The following is a 19,625-nucleotide window of genomic DNA, read 5'->3' as shown; positions in this document are numbered from 1 at the left end:
TTGCCGTGTGCCGCGTCTTGGCTTTTAGGGGCGCCCGCCGGGGGCGTCCAAAAGGGAGCCGAAAGAAGACTATGCGACACACGATGCTCAAGGACGTCCTGCTCTGCGGCGCCATGGCGGGCGCCCTGCTGGCCGCACCGACCATCCATGCCGCCGAAGCCACCGCCGCCACCGCCAAAGACGCGACCACGGCCAGCACGGACGGAACGCTGGAGGAAATCCTGGTGTTCGCCAACCGCGAGCAGGCCGACAGCGGCAAGCTGCGGGCGTCCAACACCGTCGACATCATGTCGGCGACCGAACTGGAACACACCGCCGTTCATAACGTGGCCGAGGCCCTGGGCCTGCTGCCCGGCGTGACCGTCAGCAACACCGGGCAGTCGGTGGCCGGCGGCATCGACGGCGCCTCGCGCGGCGAAGGCATGCTGGTGGCCATCCGCGGCATGAACTCGGAATTCGCCGTCGACCTGATGAACGGCGTGGAAGTGGCCCAGGGCCTGCCCTACAGCCGCAGCGTCCAGCTGGACCTGCTGCCGCCGTCAGGCCTGCAGACCATCGTCGTGAACAAGACGCTGGACGCGTCCATGAGCGGCGACGCCATCTCCGGCACCGTCGACTTCCGCACCCCCACGGCCTTCGACTTCACCAACCCGCTGCACATCAGCGTGCAGGGCGGCGCCCGCCTGGAAAGCCGCGCCCGCGACTATGGCGAGACCGGCCTGGGCGGCAACACCGCCGCCGAGATCGCCAGCCAGTTCGGCCGCGACCGCCAGTTCGGCGTCTATGTCAGCGGCTATTACGACAAGCGCCACTTCACCAACAGCGAGATGGCCGGCGTCGACGCCGCCCATAACGACGGCGGCTGGGGCTTCGCCGTCAGCAGCACCAGCAACGGCGCGACCAACCCGGCCGGCACGGACCCGACGTCCAACCTGCGCCAGACCGGCATCAGCGTCGGCGTGTCGGACGGCAGCACGGAACGTTACGGCGGCAACCTGTCGCTGGATTGGCGTCCGGACGACACCACCGCCATCTTCCTGCGCGGCTCCTTCGCCCGCGAGAACGCGGTGCAGAACAGCACGCTGAGCCAGATCATCAGCACCAACAAGAGCTGGAACCAGCTGGCCAGCGGCCTGTACGGCCTGAGCGTGGACAAGTACCGCACCTCCGTCTGGTATGAGACCAACCCGGAGCGCGCCGACCTGTCCACCATTCAGCTGGGCGGTGAGAAGAAGCTGGGCAACCTGACGCTGACGCCCACCGTGTTCTTCAGCGCCGCCAACAACGACCGCCCCAACCACATCGAGGCGTCGGCCCGCAACGACCAGTACAGCAGCAGCGCCCGCTTCCCCAGCGGCATCGCCGGCATGGGCAGCAACGACGGCTATCCGGTGCCGGTGTTCAGCCCCGGCATGTATGACGCCCTGAACAACTCCGCCACCGCCCTCTGGGCCCGCCGCGCCGGCCAGCTGACCCAGCAGGGCAGCCACCAGGACAAGTACGGCGCCAAGATGGACGGCCAGTACGACATGGCGGACAACGGCCCGCTGTCCTTCATCAAGGCGGGCGTGAAGTTCGTGGAAAGCGACCGCGCGGTCACCAACCGCGACTGGACCAACCCCTATTTCTCGGCCTTGGGCTACCCTAACAGCACCTGGTCCAGCCTGGGCATCGCCAACGGCTATTATTCCTCGGTCTACCCCGGCCGCTACAACTGGTCGGTGCCCAAGGTGAACCAGCAGACCCTGCTGGACTACTTCTACAAGCTGCAGACGGCCAGCAGCTTCGACACCTGCAACGGCAACTACGTCGACAACATGAACTGCAACACCCTGAAGGGGCGTGAGCAGGTGACGTCGGCTTATGTCATGGGCGACCTGCAGTTCGGCCAGGTGGAGGTCATCCCCGGCATCCGGTTCGAGCATACGGACATCCACAACACCTTCTGGCAGCTGGACAGCAGCGGCAAGACCGTCGGCCATTGGGAAAACAGCAGCACCACCTACAACGAGCCGCTGCCCAGCGTGCTGGTGAACTGGCGCCCGGACAACGACACCGTCTACCGCGCGTCGGTCAGCCAGTCCTACACCCGGCCGGCCCTGGTGCAGCTGGGCGCCTCTTCCTCCGTGTCCATCAGCGCCGACACGGGCGTCAAGACCATCACCCAGGGCAACCCCAACCTGAAGCCCATCGAGTCCACCAACCTGGACATGTCGGGTGAATGGCACAACAGCCAGGGCGGCATGGCCTCCACCGCTGTCTATTACAAGCGTCTGTCGAACTACCTGTTCGACAACGGCTCGTCCCTGGTCAACCCGTTCAGCACCACCAGCGACCTGGTCAGCATCAGCCAGCCCAAGAACGGCGGCAACGGCAACGTCTACGGCATCGAGCTGGCCTTCCGGCAGAAGTTCGACACCATCCTGACCGGCTGGCTGTCCGACTTCAGCATCGGCGGCAACCTGACCCGCCAGTGGTCGATGGTCGACACGGGCATCAAGGGCCTGGACGAACAGCCCATCCAGAACGCCCCGGGCTGGCTGGCCAACGCCACCCTCTCCTATGCCGTGGGCGGCTTCTCCGCCGACATCACCTATAACCACACCGGTTCCTACCTGGCCTATTACGACTACCTGGGCCAAGGCGGCAGCTGGGATAACCTGTGGGTCCGGCCGACCAACCGCCTGGACCTGCACGTCGGCTACAAGTTCGACAACGGCGTCGCCGTCGACGGCTCCGTTTCCAACCTGACCGGCGACTACACCTACTGGTCCCACATCGGGCACAACAGCCTGACGCTGTCGAACATCGTCGACAGCGGCACCACCGCGCTGATGACCGTGAAGTATACCTACTGATATAGTCTGCTACCGGGGGTGGGGTCCATGGCCCCACCCCTTTTTTAACCCCCGCGTCCCCGTCATCGGGAGCCTGCATATGGCGCAGCCCTCTATCATAAAATTGAAGCCTGCCGCCGCTATGACCTTGTCCGCGCCAGCACAGCGGCCGAGGGGAAAGATGGATAGCCAGGCCGATGCCAGGACCGACAGCACGCCGTCGTCAGTATTCGACAGCGCGGAGCTGGAAGCGCACCAATCGGCGCTGCGGGGATATTTCGCCCGCCGCGTCCGGCAGGCGCAAGACGTGGACGATTATGTCCAGGACGTTTATCTGCGCGCGCTGTCCGCGGCCCCGGACCGGGGCGTGGACAACTGGCGCGCCTTTCTGCTGCGCGTGGCCAACAATCTGCTGATCGACCGCTTCCGTCGCAACACCGCCCGCCACCAGGACGCCCATGACGGCCTGGAGGAGGTGGCGGAGCTGGTGGACGATGGCGCCGCGACGCCCGAACGCACCCTGATGTTCCGGCAGGAACTGGCCTGCCTGGAGGCGGCGCTGCGCGACGTGGACCCGCTGGCGCGCCACGCCTTCCTGCTGGTGCGGGTCGACGGGCTGAGCCACCGGGAGGTTGCCGGCCGCCTGGGTCTTGAGGTCAAAACGGTGTCCCGTCAAATCGAACGTGTCCTGGCCCATCTGGCCCGGACGATGGTGGAGCCGTCGCGTTGACCCCCACCGATCAGGACCAAGCCATACTGGAAAACGCCGCCGCCTGGCTGCGGCGCATACACAACGGGGACCTGGGCGCCGAGGGCCAGCGGACCTTCCGCGCCTGGCTGGAAACCGACCCCCGCCACACCGCCGCCATGGACCTGGTGACACGCGCCTGGACGGCCAGCGGCGCCATCACCGACAAGGGCGCGCTGCGGCCGGATCTGACCCGCGCCCGGGGCCTGCGCCTGGCCGACGACCAGACGCGCCCGCACCGGTCCTGGCGCCGCGCCGTCTGGATGCCGCCGCTGGCGGGCCTGGCCACCGCCATGGCCCTGGCGCTGGTCTGGCTGTGGAACGGCGCGGTCAGCGAGGCCGACTATGTCACCGCCGCCCACGACCATCCGCAGGTGACGCTGTCCGACGGCACGGTCATGCGCCTGGGTGGGTCCACCCACCTGCATGTGCGCATCGACCCCCTGGGCCGCCGGGTGGACCTGGCCCAGGGCGAGGCCGAATTCGAGGTGACGCATGAGAGGCTGCGGCCCTTCCACGTCCTGGCCGGGGGGCTGGAGGTGCGCGACCTGGGCACGCGCTTCACCGTGTCGTCCCACGGCACCCAGGTGCGCGCCATCCTGCTGGAGGGGGCAGCGGAAATTCGCGACCGGGACAGCGGCCGCGTGCTGTTGAACCTGAGCCCCGGCCAGCAGGTGGACCAGGACGGCCAGGGTCCGGTGCGCCTGGGAAAGGCCAACCTGGCCCAGGTGGCGGCGCGCCAGGACGGCCGCCTGCTGTTCGACGACATGCCCCTGGCGCAGGTGGTGCCGGAGGTGGCGGCCCGCACGGGCATCGTGCTGCGCCTGGATGATCCCGCCCTGGGCGCCATCCGCGTCAGCGGCAGCTACCGCGCCGACGACATCGCCGGTTTTTTGGCGGCCCTGGCCCGCCTGCATCCCATCACCTGGCGGCAGGACGCCAATGGGGATTACCGGATTGGCCGCCGGCGGTGACCCTTCGCGCAGGCCAGGACACCGCCGGCTGGCGGTGTCGTGCGCCCTGCTGCCCGGTCTGACCGGAATGGTGGCCACCGCCCCGGCGGCGGCGCACGCCGCCTATACCATTACGGAGCAACCCCTGGGCAGCGCGCTGCTGGAGCTGGCACGGCAGTCGGGCCGGGACGTGCTGTTCCGGCCCGAGTTGGTGCACGGCTGTCGCACGGCGCCGCTGTCGGGTGAAACCGATTTCGAGACGGCGCTGGCCCATATGATCTCAGGGTGCCATTTACGCTATCGCCTGGGCGACGGCGGGGCCATCGAGCTGGAGCGGGCGCCGGTTCCCGCGACCGTCGCCATCCCGGCCTTGGCGCCGGCGCCCGGTCAGTTGCCGGAGGTGCTGATCGTCCGCGCCGCCCACCACGACACGCCGCCCGGCGAAATCACCGCCACCGCCCTGACAGACAGCCTGACAGCGACCGAATTGCGGGAACGGGCGGACCGCACCCTGGCGGAAGGGCTGGGCCGCTTGGCCGGGGTGAACGTGCTGGTCACGTCCCTGCAAGGGGACTTGGGCGGCATCGACCGGGCCGCGCGTGGGGAGGGCCAGTTCGCCGCCGTGCGCGGGCTGGACAGCGCCTATGCCGTCACGCGCCTGGACGGGGTCTCGGTGGCGCAAAGCATGCCCTACAGCCGGGCCGTGCAATTGAGCCTGCTGCCGCCGCTGGCCATGGACGGTGTGGAACTGACCAAGACGCCGGACGCCCACGACGACGGCGACGCCACCGCCGGCCAGTTCGACTTGCGCCTGGCCTCGGCCCTGGAAGGGGGGGAGCATACCCGCCTGCTGGTCCAGGGCAACCTGGATGAGCGGTCCGCCAGCCTGGGACGTCCATCCGGCGGGGGCATGGCCATCGCCGATATCTCCCGCCAGTTCGGCCGGGACCATACGCTGGGGCTGTCGGTCACGGGCTATTACGGCCGCAACCGCTTCGCCAGCGTGGAACAGTCCTATCAGACGACGCAATTCGAGTACCGCCTGGTCGACGCCAGCGGCAAGCCCCCGGCCGGGATGGACCCGGCGCGCGACCTGATGGCCACCTCGCTGAACGTGCAATATTCGGAAGGTGAAACGCGACGCTGGGGCGGCAGCCTGGCCGGCGACTGGCAGCCCAGCGACACCTTCCACGCCTTCGCCCATGTCACGGTCGCCACAGCCGACACGGACCAGGAGGTCTACCAGATGGGCTTCCAGGGCGGGCGGGACCCCAGCTTCATCTCCCGCGTGGCGCTGGGCAACGGCCTTTATGAGAACCGCAGCGTCAAGACCCAGGTGCATTACTGGTTCGAGACCAATCCGGACACGGCGACCCTGGGAACGGCGCAGGTCGGGGCGGACTGGCACGCCGGCGCCCTGACCCTGGCGCCCCGCCTGTTCTACACCTGGGGAGAGAACGGCCGGCCCCAGCATATCGAGATGTCATTCTGGAACCCGGTGGCCACCACGGTGAACCAGGGCTTGAGCCTGGGGCGCCAGGACGGATATCCGGTGGTGGCGGGGCCGTCCGCCGCCTTGGCCATGGCCGATGGCGTGGAGAACCTGCCTGTTTCCAACCGGGGCCAGATCACCAGCCTGTCCAGCCGCCAGGACCGGATCGGCGGCGCCTTGGATGGCAAGCTGGCGCTGTCCGCCGACGCCACGCTGGAAGCCGGGGTGAAGATCACCGACAGCCAGCGCGACAGTTACCGCCGGGACCAGGAGGGCCAGTTGGTCGGCGGCCAGGGGGCGGTGGATGCCGGCAGCACGGTGGCCAGCCTGGCGGCGGCGGGCCTGCGCGCCGGCACCCTGACAGCCCCCCTGGCCGGCATCTACGATTTCACCTTCCCCCTGATCAACGCCGACCGGCTGGCGCAGCTGTACCGCCAGCGCGACGGCGGCGCCACCTGGACCGCCGACGCCTGGAACGGCAACACGCTGAGCGGCGGGGAGCGACGGGTCGCGGCCTACGGCCAGGTGCGCCTGACCTGGGATGATTTCGTGCTGCTGCCCGGCTTCCGCGCCGAATTCTCCGACCTGACCAACCGCTATTGGCTGTCCGGCGGCAACGGCGCGCCGGCGGGCGGCGTCCATTACGGCTGGAACGACAGCAACAGTCAGTTCACCGCCCTGCTGCCCCGGCTGCTGGCCAAGTGGCAGCCGGACCCGCAGCTGACCTACCGCGCCGCCGTGTGGACCAGCCAGACGGCCCCGTCCCCCTACCAGCTGGCCGGCAACGCCACCGCCACCCAGGACAGCGACGGCGTGCTCACCATCACGCGGGGCAACCCGGACCTTAAGGCGGTGGACGGGCTGAACTTCGACCTGTCGGGCGCCTGGGCCTGGACGGGCCAGGCCGCCGGCGAGGACGGCCGGCTGGAATTGGCGGTCTTCCGCAAGCGGCTGAAGAACTACCTGTACGACGCCGGCGGCAGCCTGGCGACCGGATCCGCCACCAATGACGCGCAGGTGCGCCTCAGCATCCCCACCAACGGCGGCACCGCCCGGCTGACGGGGGCGGAACTGTCGCTGGACCAGGGGCTGGCGACCGTGGCCGACGCGCTGAGCGACTTTCGCCTGGCGGGCACCCTGAGCTGGGAAACGACATCGGTGCGCCTCAACAACGCCGACCTGAACGCGGTGGAGCGGGTGCAGTACGCGCCCCGCTGGCTGGCCGGGGTGCAACTGCGGTACGACCGGGGCCCCCTGCACCTGGCGATGGATTACCGCTGGGCCGACGACTACGTCCAATCCTATGGCACCGCCTTTGTTTCCGGGGGCGGAACGACCATGGCCGGCAGCGCCCTGGATACCTGGGTGCATCCGACGCGGCGGCTGGACCTCAGCGCGGGCTATGACGCCGGCGGGGGTTTGAGCGCCCGGTTGACGGTGCGCAACCTGGGCGATGCCCTGGCCTATCGCACCAGCGTGGGCCGCCACGGCGACGCGGTGGTGCAGACCATCAGCGCCGGCCGCAGCTTCGAACTCAGCCTTCAGCAGGAATTCTGACGATGCCGCGTTCCGTGCTTCGCCCGGCCCTCCTGGCCGCCACCCTGCTGCTGGCCCCGCCCGCCTTGGCCGCCCCCTCCAGCCCTGCCGCCATCGCCGACGCCTCCCCCCTCACCCGGGACGCGCTGGTCCGGCTGCGGAGTGACGTGGACGCGATCCACGATCCGGCGATCAAGGCGGCGACCCGGGACGCCCTATTCAACCCCGACACTTGTGTCGTCCATCGCGCCAACCTGGACGCCGCGGCGCGCCAGGCCATCATCGACCGGCTGGTGGCGGCGGGCCTGGCCGATGCCGCCGACGCCACCGCTCTGCCCGGCGGTTTGATGGCGGGTCTGTTCCCCGCCCTGCCGAACGACGGCGGCCCCTGCCCCCACCTGCCCCAGCCGTTCGCCGCCGCCCCCGGCGGCAATGCCGGCAGCCATCATTCCTGGCCGGGCGGCCTGCCCGTGCATGAGGCGTTCAACGCCCGGAGCGCCCAGGACTTCGCCGACGCCTACCGCACCCTTGAGGGGGTGGACCTGGACGGCCAGGACGATCTGATCACCGCCGCCCCCCTGTGGCATGACTGGGCCAAGGCCCTCCTGTTCGTCTGGCGCGCCGACGGCGGCCTGCCGCCGGAGATTCCCCTGGGCGGCCACGGAGCGGACGGCGACTTCCGCACCGGGGCCCACCACATCCTGGGCCTGGCGGAGGCCATGGCCCGCCACCTGCCCGCCGATCTGGTCATCGTCCAGGCCTGCGCCCACCAGGCGCCGGAGCGCGGCAAGCCGGAACGGCTGGTCCATTGGTTGCGCGCCGCCGCCATCATCGCCCGCGTCGATCCGGTGGAGGCCGGATATCTGGTGCCCACCGCGCAAGGCGGCCTGACCCTGCCCGGTGTGGGCAGCGTGCCCCGCTGGTGGTCCGCCTGCCTGATCCACGCCCAGTCGGACCACAACTGGGTCTATGCCGAGCCGGCCGTCGAGGACGCCGATGCGCTGCTGCGCCAATTGGCCCCGCGCTTCGGCATTGATGCCACCGATCCCGCCCGTTACGCCTGGGGATATCGCCATCCGGTACTGGCCCGCCTGGGAGCGGCCCGTATCCAATCCCTGGCGGCCACGGGCGGACTGGACGCCCTGGCCCAGACGCTGACCCAACTGCGCGCCCAAGGGGTGTTCTGATACCCCGATCCCTCATTCCCACCCTGGTCCCCACCTTGGTTCCACCGGGGATCACAACTGGAAAGAAGCCCGTGACCCGCCTCGCTTCCCTATTCCTGGCCGGCCTGCTGCTGGCCGCCGCCGCCCCCGCCGCCCAGGCCAACCTGCCGACCGATGCCACCACCGGGCCCCACGCCGGCAACGGCCAGCCCCTGCGGCTGGAGCGTGTGGTGATGCTGGTGCGCCATGGCGTGCGTGCACCCCTGGACACCGAGGCCGCCCCCGGCCTGGCCCAGGGTGAATGGGCCGCCTGGCCGGTGGCACCCAGCCTGCTGACGCCCCATGGCGCCGCCGCCGCCACCCTGATGGGTGCGTATCAGCGCCAATGGCTGGCCGCCAACGGCCTGCTGCCGGCCCAGGGCTGCCCGGCCGAGGGCCAGGTGGCCATATGGACCAATTCGGCGGAGCGCACCATCCGCACGGGCGAGGCCATGGCCAAGGGCCTGGCGCCCGACTGCGCCCTGGACATCGGCCACAAGCCGCCGGGCACGCTGGACCCCCTGTTCGACCCCTTCGAGGCGGGGGCCGCCACCGTTGACGCCAAAGCCGCCGTGGCGGCGATGGAACCGGAAATGGGCGATGTGCGCAACGCCTCGACCTATCTGGTGCCCGCCATCACGCTGACGGCGCGGGGCTTGGGCTGCGACCGCGCCACCCCGGCGTGCGACCTGGTGCAGATGCGCACCACCATCACCCCCAGCGCCGACAACCGGGGCGTGGATCTGCGCGGTCCCGTCGCGCAGACGGCCGGCGCCGCCCAGATCTTCATCCTGCAGTACCTGGAAGGACTGCCGGCCAGCCAGGTCGCCTGGGGCCGGCTGGGCGACGGCCAGGGGCTGCGTGACGCGCTGGCCCAAATCTCCCGCCTGCACGGCCTGCAGTTCGACGTGTTCGCCCGCAACGCCTACATGGCGCCGCGCAAAGCGGTGGCGCTGGCCCCGCGCATGGTCCAGGCGCTGACCGGCACCGGCCAGCCGCCCGTCACCCTGCTGGTGGGCCATGACGACAACATCGCCGCCATCTCCGGCCTGCTGGGCGTCCATTTCCAGGTTCAGGGCTACGGCGAGGACGACCCGCCCGTGGGCGGCGGCCTGCGGCTGGAACTGTGGCGGGATGCCGCCGGCCAGGCCCTGGTCCGCGTCGCCTATGTCGCCCAGACCCCGGACCAGGTGCGCAGCCTGGCGCCGCTCAGCCTGGCCACCCCGCCGTGGAGCGCCGTCCTGACCCTGCCCGGCTGTGCCGAGCTGTGCCCCGTGAAAACGGTGACGGACAAACTGTCCGTCGTCCGCTGACGCCCCCCGCCCGCCCACGGTCTCTCTTACTGGAAAGCCGCCCAATCATGATGGATCGCCGTTCGCTTCTTCGCCATGCATTGGGCGGCGTCGCCCTGGCCGGCCTGCCGCCGGCCTTGGCCCGTGCCGCCGCCATTCCCGCCGATGTGCGCACCGGAACCCTGGAGGACGTGGCCCACATCGTCGTCCTGATGCAGGAAAACCGGGGCTTCGACCATTATTTCGGCACCCTGTCCGGTGTCTGCGGCTTCGGCGACCGCTTCCCCATCCCGGTGCCACCGGGTCCGGACGGCCAGACGATGACCGTGTGGGACCAGCGCGACCGCACCGACCCGCATCCCCGCATCGTCAATCCCTTCCACCTGTCGACCAAGGCGCATTTCGAACTGATGCGCATGCTGGGCACGCCGCACCAGTGGAACAACGCCCAGGCCGCCTGGGACAACGGCCGCATGGCGCACTGGCCGGAGGCCAAGACCCAGCGCGCCATGGGCTATTACACGCGGGAGGACATCCCCTTCCAGTTCGCCATGGCGGAGGCGTTCACCCTCTGCGACGCCTATCACTGCGCCATGCACACCGGCACCAACACCAACCGGCTGTTCCTGTGGACCGGCACCAACGACCCGCACGGCAAGGGCGGCGGCCCGGCCATCGACAACCCCGACGATGACCTGAAAAAGCCGGACGCGGCCAGCATCCCGCGCTTTTCCTGGACAACCTATCCGGAGCGGCTGGAAGCGGCAGGCGTCACCTGGGGCCATTACCAGGACATGGCCGACAATTTCGGCGACAACCCGCTGGCCAATTTCCTGCAGTACCGCGCCGCCTATCGCGGCGACCCGGGCTCCCGTGCCGTGCTGCGGGACAAGGGCCTGTCCACCCGGGCGCTGGACAAGCTGCGCGAGGATGTGCTGGCCGACCGGCTGCCCCAGATCTCCTGGGTCGTCGGCACGGAAGAGGGGTCGGAGCATCCGGGCCCGTCCAGCCCGGCGCAGGGCGCGGCCTACACCGCCCAGGTCATCGACGCCCTGACCGCCAACCCCAAGGTCTGGGCGCGCACGGTGCTGTTCATCACCTTCGATGAGAATGACGGCTTTTTCGACCATGCGCCGCCACCGGCCCCGCCGTCGCCCGACCCGGACGCCCCCGGCGGTTTCGCCGGGGCCAGCACAGCGGCGACGGATGACGACTATCACCGCCTGAAGGCCCCCGGCGCCGATGGCGACGACCTGAACCTGCGCGGCCGCCCCTATGGCCTGGGCCCGCGCGTGCCCTGCTACATCCTGTCCCCGTGGTCGCGCGGCGGCTGGGTGCATTCGGAGGTGGCGGACCACACCTCCATCATCCGTTTCATGGAAAAGCGCTTCGGCGTGATGGAGCCCAACATCTCGCCCTGGCGGCGGGCGGTGTGCGGCGACCTGACCACGGCCTTCGATTTCAAGACCCCCAACGCCAAGCTGCCCACCCTGCCGGAGACGGCGCCCACCCGGGAACGCGCCCGCGCCATCGTCGGCCAGGCCATCCCCGAGACGCCGGTGGCCCCGCCCCATCCGGTGCAGGAGGCGGGAACCCGGCCGTCGCGGCGCCTGCGCTATGCCCTGGAGGTGAGCGACCATGTCGACTCCGCCGCCGGCACCATCCGCCTGGATTTCGTGGCCGGGGCCGGCCAGGGCGCGGTGTTCCATGTCTATGACCGCCTGCGGCTGGACGCCATCCCCCGTCGCTACACGGTGGAGGCTGGCCGCACCCTGTCGGGGGAATGGCACCTGACGGGGCCGGAGGGCGCCTATGATCTGTGGGTGCGGGGACCGAACGGCTTCCACCGCGCCTTCACCGGCACCCGCATGGGAACCGCTGGCCTCAGCTGGGCGGTGGAGGGCGATGCCCTGCGCATCACCGTCGCCCCGGGCGGGGGTGCCGACGTGACCGTCCAGCCCGCCGCCTACAAGGACCAGCACCGTGCTTGGACGCCGGGGCCGGAGGGCGGTGTCATGCGCTGGCCGCTGCGCCCGACACTGGGCTGGTACGACCTGCTGATCACGGGGGAACACGTCCAGCGCCGCCTGGCGGGCCGCGTGGACGGGGACTGGCCGGCCAGCACCGACCCGGCCCTCGCCTCCCCCGCCGCCGCCGGCTGAGGGCAATTATCGCTTTGATCCACGGCCCCGGCATGCGAATAGGATTTTTATAATACTTATCGCGAGGATCGGTGCCGGCCACCATAAGGCCGGCACCGTCAGCCGGAGGACTGGATCTCAAGATGGTGGGTTCAAGGAAAAGGGCGCCGTTCCCGCGGGCGACGCTGTCTGGTTTCGTTTCCGCCCTGGCACTGACGGGGGCCCTGACGGTGGGCCTTACGACCGGGGCGAAGGCCGATCCCCTGGCGGTGCTGGACCACTATGGCGCCTATGTTTCGGTGGAGGGATACGGCACCAACGTGGTGCGCGTCACCATCGCGGCGGAGAAGGACCAGGCGGTGAAAGGCCCCGGCTATGGCCTGTTGCCGGGTGCTGCCGACAACGCCGGCTTCCGCCACAGCGGCGACGTGGGCGGCGACAGCTTCACCTCCGGCGCCTTGAGCCTGCATGTCGACGCCGCCAAGCCGCCGCACGTGCCCAGCCAGATGGAGAAGTATTTCGCCCCCCAGCTGCCGCCCGTCACCCTGCAGGTGAAGAACGCGCGGGGACAGGTGGTGCTGGACATGACCAGCTGGTCCATGGCGCCGCACACAGTGGCGGGGGAGAAGACCTATCAGGTGGGTGCCAGCTTCAAGGCGCCAGCGGACGAGCATTATTACGGCATGGGCCAGAACCAACAGTCGCTGGGCCCGCTGGACCTGCGCGGCCGCACACTGGACTGCAAGCACTGGTATGACGCCCCCGGGGGTGAAACCGTGTGCGTGCCGGTGCTCGTCAGCTCCAAGGGCTACGCCATCGTCTGGGACAACCCGGCGGAAACGGTGCTGAGCGCCGGCATCAGCGGCGCCACCTCCCTCTCGTCGACGGTGGGGGAGCGGGTCAGCTTCTTCGTCATCACCGGCGACACCCCGGCCGAGATTTACGGCGCCTACGCCCGCCTGACGGGCAAGACGCCCATCCCGCCCAAGGCCGCCTTCGGCCTGATCCAGTCCAAGGCGCGTTACGACAGCCAGGATGAGATCCTGCGCGTGGCCAAAACCTACCGGCAGAAGAAGTACCCGCTGGATATCATGGTGCTGGACTGGTTCTACTGGACTCGCATGGGCCAGTTGGACATCAACCCGGCGGAATTCCCCAACCCAGACGCCATGAACCAGGACCTGCACGCCATGGGCCTGCAGTCCATCGTTTCGCTCTGGCCGCGGTTCGAGACCTCGGGACGCTATTTCAACGAGCTGGACACCAAGGGCTATCTGCTGAAGGACGAGGACGGCAAGACCGTGGACGGCCTGCCCTTCCGCTCCGACCGGGCCGGCGCCCTGATCGACGCCACCAACCCTGCCGCCCGCGCGTGGTTCTGGGACCATATCCGCGACAACGTGCTGAGCCACGGCTTCGACTATCCCTGGCTGGACGAGACCGAGCCGGACCTGGTGCCCGATGGCTTCTTCTATTCCATCGGTTCCGGCGACCGGTACCACAACGTCTTCCCCCTGCTGCATGTCGAGGGGGTGGCGCAGGGACTGCGGGCCTGGCGGCCCAACCGGCGGCCCCTGATCCTGTCGCGCGCCGCCTATCTGGGATCGCAGCGCACCGGCGCCCTGTTCTGGTCATCGGACATCAGCCCGCAGTGGGAGGCGCTGCGCCGCCAGATCCCGGCCGGCCTGAACATGACGGCGTCCGGCATCGCCTATTGGGGCAACGACATCGGCGGCTGGCAGTACCTGCCGCAGACCACCAGCTATACCGGCACGCCCCTGGTCAGCCCGGCGGGGGCCGAGGAGACGGTGGGCCAGAACCATGACTATCCGGAACTGATGGTCCGCTGGTTCCAGTACGGCACCTTCCTGCCCACCCTGCGGCTGCACGGCGACCGCAAGCATACGGAAATCTGGGCCTTCGGCGCGGAGGCGGAAGCCATCATGGCCCGCTATGACCGGCTGCGCTATGCCCTGATCCCCTATCTCTACGCCCAGGCCAAGGCCACCTACGACACGGGCGTGCCCTTCATGCGGGCCTTGTGGATGGACTTCCCCCACGACCCCAATGTCGCCGACATGGGCACGGAATACATGTTCGGCCCCGCCTTCCTGGTGGCGCCGGTGACGGAGGTGGGCCAGACGAGCAAGCCGGTTTACCTGCCGGCCGGCACCGACTGGTACAACTACTGGACCAACGAGAAGCTGGCCGGCGGCCAGTGGGTGACCGTGGCATCCCCCATCGACCAGATCCCCCTGTTCGTACGGGCCGGGTCCATCCTGCCGCTGGGCGCCGACGTGCAATCGACGGCGGAGAAGCAGAAGATCGTGGCCCTGAAGGTCTATCCCGGCCGCGACGGCAGCGCCACCGTCTATGACGACGACGGGCTGAGCCTGGATTATGAGAAGGGCAAGGGCGGCAGCGTCGCCACCCTCCGCTGGGACGACAAGGCGGGAAAGCTGACGGCCGAAGGTGCCCGCGAGCCCTTCGCCAAGGCGCCCGCCGACCTGGTCCAGGTCGTGGGCCGCTAGGCCAAGCCCAGCAGGTCCTCGCGAGAGGAACCTTGTGACGGGCGTCATCGCCCCTAGGGACCGGCCACGGCTATCGTCGTGGCCGTTTCCATTTCATGAGCATGGCTCAAGGAACCGCCCGGTTCGGTTGAGCATTGTCAAATTGTTGACGTTCCCGCTGGGGGTTAATAGCTTCCGGGCACAGCCTTTCGCTGTCGTGGGATGCATTGGGGCGGAGGGTGGCGATGGCGGTGCTGGGAGGGCGTTTGGCTTTGGTGCGCCGTGAGAAAGCAGCCGCGCAGCTGACCGGCGATACCCTGTGGGACCGCATCCGGCAGGAGGCGGAGGCCGCCCTGGCGGGCGCCCCCATGCTGGCCCCGCTATTCCTGGACTCCGTCATCAACCAATCCTCGTTCGAGACGGCGCTGTTCCACCGCATCGCGGCGCGGCTGAAGAACGACGTGGTGTCCCAGGCCCTGATCGTCGACACCTTCAACCAGGCGGCCGCCGACGACACGACCCTGGCGCCGGCGTTGCGCGCCGACATCGCCGCCGTGCTGGACCGTGACCCGGCGTGCGAGCGGCTGATCGAACCCTTCCTGTACTTCAAGGGCTTCCACGCCATCCAGACCCATCGCCTGGCCCACTGGCTGTGGATCAACGGCGCGCGCGACTTCGCGCTGTACCTGCAAAGCCGCTCGTCGGAGGTGTTCCAGACCGACATCCACCCGGCGGCCACCATCGGCCAGGGAGTCTTTCTCGACCACGCCACCGGGCTGGTGGTGGGCGAGACGGCGGTGATCGAGGATGACGTGTCGCTGCTTCAGGACGTGACGCTGGGCGGCACGGGCAAGAACATGACGGACCGCCACCCCAAGGTGCGCAAGGGCACCATCATCGGCGCCGGCGCCAAGATCCTGGGCAATATCGAGATCGGGGCCTACACGCGGGTGGCCGCCGGCTCAGTCGTGCTGCGCCCCACCGAGCCCTATTCCACCGTGGCGGGCATCCCGGCCAAGGTGGTGAAGGTGGACGACGCCGGGCGGGAGGCCGCCCGCGAACTGGACCAGGCGCTGAGCGACTTGGCCTACACATCCTTCAACTACTCGATCTGACGTCCGCCGCGCCTCGCTTTGTTGCGATTACCGGGCCTTCCCTTGACGGGCACCCGCGTTCGGTCAGGCTTGCCTTCCTGACCGTCGCCCCGTCGAGGAACCCGCCATGCGCGTCCGTTCGCTTCTGCCCCCCGTACCCGCCGCCTTCTTCGGCATCGTCCTGGGCCTGACCGGCCTGGGCGGGTGCTGGCGCGCCGCCCATGACGCTTGGGGCATGCCGGCGGCAGCGGGTGAGGCGCTGATGGCGACGGGTGCCGCCGTATGGGCCATCGTGCTGCTGCTCTACGGCGCCAAGTGGGTCAATCACCGCGCGGCGGCCATGGCGGAAGTGGACCACCCGGTGCAGTGTTGCTTCATCGGCTTGGCCGGGGTCGCCACCATGCTGGTGGCGGGCGGCGCCCTACCCCATTCCCGGCCCGTCGCGCTGGCGCTTTATATACCGGGCGCCGTCTTCACCCTGCTATTCGCGGTGTGGCGAACCGGGAGACTGTGGCAGGGGGACCGCGACCCGGCAACGACCACTGCGGTGCTGTACCTGCCAACGGTGGCCGGCAGCTTCGTCGCCGGCATCGTGGCCGCGGCGCTGGGATACAGGGAGGCGGGGCAGATGGCTTTCGGCGCCGGCTTCTTCGCCTGGCTGGCCATCGAATCCGTACTCCTGCACCGTCTGCTGACCGCCCCCGCCCTGGCGACCGCGCTGCGCCCCACCCTGGGGGTGCAACTGGCACCGCCGGTGGTGGGCGCGCTGGCGCTGATCAGCGTGGCGCCCGATTTGTCCCCCATCTTCCCGCGCCTGTTGGTTGGCTATGGCCTGCTGCAAGCGCTGGTGCTGGGACGCCTGCTTCCCTGGATCCTCAAGGAAGGATTCACCCCCGCCTATTGGGCCTTCACCTTCGGCGCCACCGCCCTGGCCACGACGCCGATACGCCTGGCGGCACGGGGTGATACCGGCGTGATGGCGGATCTGGCCCCGGCGTTGTTCCTCGTGGCCAACGGCGTGGTGGGGGTGGTGGCGCTCGGCACGCTCCTGCGCGCCCTGCAGGGCCGCCTGCTGCCCCCACCTCCCGCCATTCCCGCCGCCCCCGCGACGGCGCCCTGACGCACCGAATATCCGGTTCGCCCGATATCCGGCCCGGTCAAGGTGTATGAGCCATCATCCGCGGCACAGGCTCACCACATCATGAGCGTATCGTGGGCCGGATGGCACCATGCCGCCATAGTCGTCCGCGTTTAACCGGACATAGTCGGTTCAGAGCGCTAGAGCGGATCGCCCGAAGGTGGAATCGCCTTTGGGCGTGAATCCGCTCGCGGGACAGACTCAAGCGATATCCGACTGTGCTTCCAATTGAAACGCAGCCGTATATTGCCAGCGTGGGCCCCTTAGGAAGGACAAGCGGCGGCGGGTGTCAACCGGCAATTGCGCGCGACACCGCCACCCCGGACTGGGCCCCAGAACGCCAGAACCCCGCCAGCGAGGTGCTGACGGGGTTCTGGGTAATTTGGTTGCGGGGGCACACAACCAACGATACTTGCGTTTGGTTGGACGTCAGATTCCTCGACTGGCGGCCTGACTGAAATGCTTGGTATCGGCGACAATGGACTCTGCGGCGCCCCGCATGTGGGCGAAATCATCAGCTGTCCATCTGGTTCGAAATCGCGAAGCGGATCAGGCCGGCCAGGTTCTTGACCCGCAGCTTGTCCCGCATCAGGGATGAGGCGTTGGCCACGGTCTTGTAGCTGATACCCAACTTGGACGCGATCTGGTCGTATGTATTGCCCCGAGCCAGCAGGGACAGCACCTGCTTCTCCCGTTCCGACAGATCCTTGGCCGGCGTGCTGTCCCCCCGGCTTCGTAGCAGGGCAACCTGCAGGGCCAGCTTGTGGTTGAGGTGCGGCTCCCCCGCCAGCGCCCGCTCGCAGGCGGCCATCAGTTCCGATGGCGGCGCATCCTTCAGCACGTATCCCAAGGCGCCGCATTCCAGGGCGCGGGCCACGACGGTGGGATCGTTATGCATGCTGAACACGACCACGCGGGCGTTGACGTTGGTGGTGCGGATGCGGCGGATCAGGGCCAAGCCACCCAAATCGTCACCGCTGAAGGTCAGGTCGGCGATGACCATGTCCGGCTTGCGACGCAGGAAGGAGCGGTAGCCGGCCACCACCGATCCGGCGTCCAACACCGTGTCCACCCCCATGTCCTGTAGTATCCGGCGACAGCCCTGGTACACGATGGGATGGTCATCAACAACAAGGGCGGAGGTCATCAGATCGTCTCCTGGGATGTGGAGCGGGCGAGTTCCGCGATGGTGTCCAACGGCAAGCGGATGGTGAGCGCCGTGCCCTCGGCCGAACTGCGCAGCTCAAACCAGCCGGCCAACGCCTCCACCCGTTCCCGCATGCCGGCCAATCCCATTCCGGAAAGGCCCATTCCGGAAAGGCCCCCACTTGGCCGGCCGCGGCGGTCGATGCCCTTGCCGTCGTCCTCGATGCGCATCTCCAGGCACGGCGTACCGGCGTGCGTCACCTCGCCGAAGGTCAACCCCACCTTCTGGGCGCGGGCGTGGCGGATGGCGTTCAGCAGGCCCTCGCGGGCGCAGCGGTAAAAGGTGAGGTCGACGATGACGCCGTAGCTGTCGTGCAGAGTGCCAAAGCTATGGTCGATGGCGGGGCCGTCATCGTCGCTGAAATCCAACAGGACCTTGTGGATGCAGTCCTTGAGCGGCACCTGGCCCAGGGCCATGGGGCGCAGGCCGTCCAGCACCTGGCGGTTCACCCGCTTGATGTTCTGCACCAGGGAGACGACGTCCTGCGCCCGTTCATACAAGCGGGCGTCGACTTCCTTCCCCTGGGTCATGGTGACGATGGAAGCGGCGCTGGCCTCCAGCGCGAACAGGCAGGGACCGACATCGTCGTGCAGTTCCATGGCCGTGCGCCGCCGTTCGTCGTCATGGGCGGTCAGCAGCTTGCGGTTCAGGTCGCGGTTGGCCTGGTTGGCGGCCAGCAGGGCGGCGGCGGCCTTGTTGAAATGGTCGGTGATCTGCACCAGCTCCTGCGAGGACGGGCGCGGCAGGCGCACCATGTAATTCTTGCCCTCCAGTTCCCGCAGGCCGGCGCCCAGGCGGGTCAGCGGCGCCAGGGCGCGCCCGAAGGCCAAATACAGCACGCCCAGGATGGCCAGGTTGACGCCCAGCACCAGCCCCATGACGGAGCGGGCGTAGGTCCAGGCTTCATCGATCTCATCGCTGGGCTCGGACTCCACCGTCACGGCCCCGATATGCCGCTGCCGGACGATGATAGGGAAGATCTTGGACTCGATGGGCGGGGCGATCAGCTGGTTGAACCAGCGGGGCGCCTCGGCATAGGTGTCGGCACTGGCATGGCCGCCGGTGGGGGCATTTGCGGCCTGGCGGCTGGCCTCGATCACCTGACCGGCATTGTCTGTCACCGTGATCTTGACATGCCGCAGGGACCGCAGCGGCATGGGCACGTTCTCCAGCCGGGGCGTGCCGGTTTCATCCGCCAGAAGGCGGGTCGCGTCAGCCACCAGCAAGTCGGCCAGCTGGATGGAGGACGCGATCTCCAAGCGGGTGGCGGTCCGGGCCTTCAGGATGATGACGCCCCCCAACAGCACCGCCGCCACGCAATCGACCGCCAGCACGATGGCGATCAGGCGCACGCGCAGGGAATGACGCGACAGATCGAGCAACGCGGCCCGGGGCTGCCGGGCCGACGGGTCCATCACCGGTTCGACCGCCGGCACCGAACTATGCGGCAATGACGTATCCATCCCTGCCCA

The 19,625-nt window shown here is 68.9% G+C and carries 12 protein-coding genes; 10 read left to right on the top strand and 2 right to left on the bottom strand.

The annotated features are described in order from the left end of the window. The first annotated feature begins 71 nt into the window (after positions 1-71). From FBZ90_RS18420 to tehA, 10 genes are all read left to right on the top strand, one after another. Entirely contained in the window at positions 72-2,858 is a 2,787-nt protein-coding gene (locus tag FBZ90_RS18420) for a TonB-dependent receptor (RefSeq protein WP_246130488.1), read from the top strand. Positions 2,859-3,018: 160 nt separating this feature from the next. After that, positions 3,019-3,567, top strand: a complete 549-nt coding sequence (locus FBZ90_RS18415; protein ID WP_186455900.1) for an RNA polymerase sigma factor — start codon at positions 3,019-3,021, stop codon at positions 3,565-3,567. Further along, a complete protein-coding gene (locus tag FBZ90_RS18410) occupies positions 3,564-4,559 on the top strand; it encodes a FecR family protein (RefSeq protein ID WP_145734432.1) in 996 nt (331 codons plus the stop codon). Before FBZ90_RS18415 ends, FBZ90_RS18410 begins: the two co-directional genes overlap by 4 nt. A gap of 67 nt (positions 4,560-4,626) precedes the next feature. Next, a complete protein-coding gene (locus tag FBZ90_RS18405) occupies positions 4,627-7,587 on the top strand; it encodes a TonB-dependent receptor (RefSeq protein ID WP_186455899.1) in 2,961 nt (986 codons plus the stop codon). A 2-nt stretch (positions 7,588-7,589) separates the two neighbouring features. Beyond that, positions 7,590-8,753: a hypothetical protein gene (locus FBZ90_RS27915; protein ID WP_186455898.1), complete on the top strand. Its 1,164-nt coding sequence runs from the start codon at positions 7,590-7,592 to the stop codon at positions 8,751-8,753. 71 nt (positions 8,754-8,824) lie between these two features. Beyond that, on the top strand, positions 8,825-10,084 hold the full coding sequence (locus FBZ90_RS18395) for a histidine-type phosphatase (RefSeq protein ID WP_145734428.1): 1,260 nt from the start codon (positions 8,825-8,827) through the stop codon (positions 10,082-10,084). A gap of 47 nt (positions 10,085-10,131) precedes the next feature. After that, the gene (locus FBZ90_RS18390; RefSeq protein ID WP_145734426.1) at positions 10,132-12,225 is read left to right on the top strand and encodes a phosphocholine-specific phospholipase C; all 2,094 of its coding nucleotides are present in this window, start codon (positions 10,132-10,134) and stop codon (positions 12,223-12,225) included. Positions 12,226-12,434: 209 nt separating this feature from the next. Next, positions 12,435-14,735 carry a glycoside hydrolase family 31 protein gene (locus FBZ90_RS18385; protein WP_246130487.1) on the top strand — a complete coding sequence of 767 codons (2,301 nt, stop codon included), beginning with the start codon at positions 12,435-12,437 and terminating at the stop codon, positions 14,733-14,735. A gap of 224 nt (positions 14,736-14,959) precedes the next feature. Next, the gene (cysE, locus tag FBZ90_RS18380; protein ID WP_145734423.1) at positions 14,960-15,829 is read left to right on the top strand and encodes a serine O-acetyltransferase; all 870 of its coding nucleotides are present in this window, start codon (positions 14,960-14,962) and stop codon (positions 15,827-15,829) included. Between the two features lie 106 nt (positions 15,830-15,935). Then, positions 15,936-16,928, top strand: coding sequence for a dicarboxylate transporter/tellurite-resistance protein TehA (gene tehA / locus FBZ90_RS18375; RefSeq protein WP_145734421.1), 993 nt, complete (start codon positions 15,936-15,938; stop codon positions 16,926-16,928). A gap of 532 nt (positions 16,929-17,460) precedes the next feature. Here the strand turns inward: tehA and FBZ90_RS18370 are convergent. Together FBZ90_RS18370 and FBZ90_RS18365 are read right to left on the bottom strand one after the other, a co-directional pair. Beyond that, a complete protein-coding gene (locus FBZ90_RS18370) occupies positions 17,461-18,093 on the bottom strand; it encodes a response regulator transcription factor (protein ID WP_145734419.1) in 633 nt (210 codons plus the stop codon). After that, positions 18,093-19,604, bottom strand: a complete 1,512-nt coding sequence (locus FBZ90_RS18365) for an ATP-binding protein (protein ID WP_145734417.1) — start codon at positions 19,602-19,604, stop codon at positions 18,093-18,095. Before FBZ90_RS18365 ends, FBZ90_RS18370 begins: the two co-directional genes overlap by 1 nt. Between the last annotated feature and the right edge of the window lie 21 nt (positions 19,605-19,625).

It is taken from the genome of Nitrospirillum pindoramense (assembly GCF_007827955.1).
Classification (GTDB): domain Bacteria; phylum Pseudomonadota; class Alphaproteobacteria; order Azospirillales; family Azospirillaceae; genus Nitrospirillum; species Nitrospirillum amazonense_B.
This window is presented reverse-complemented; position numbering and strand designations above follow the sequence as displayed.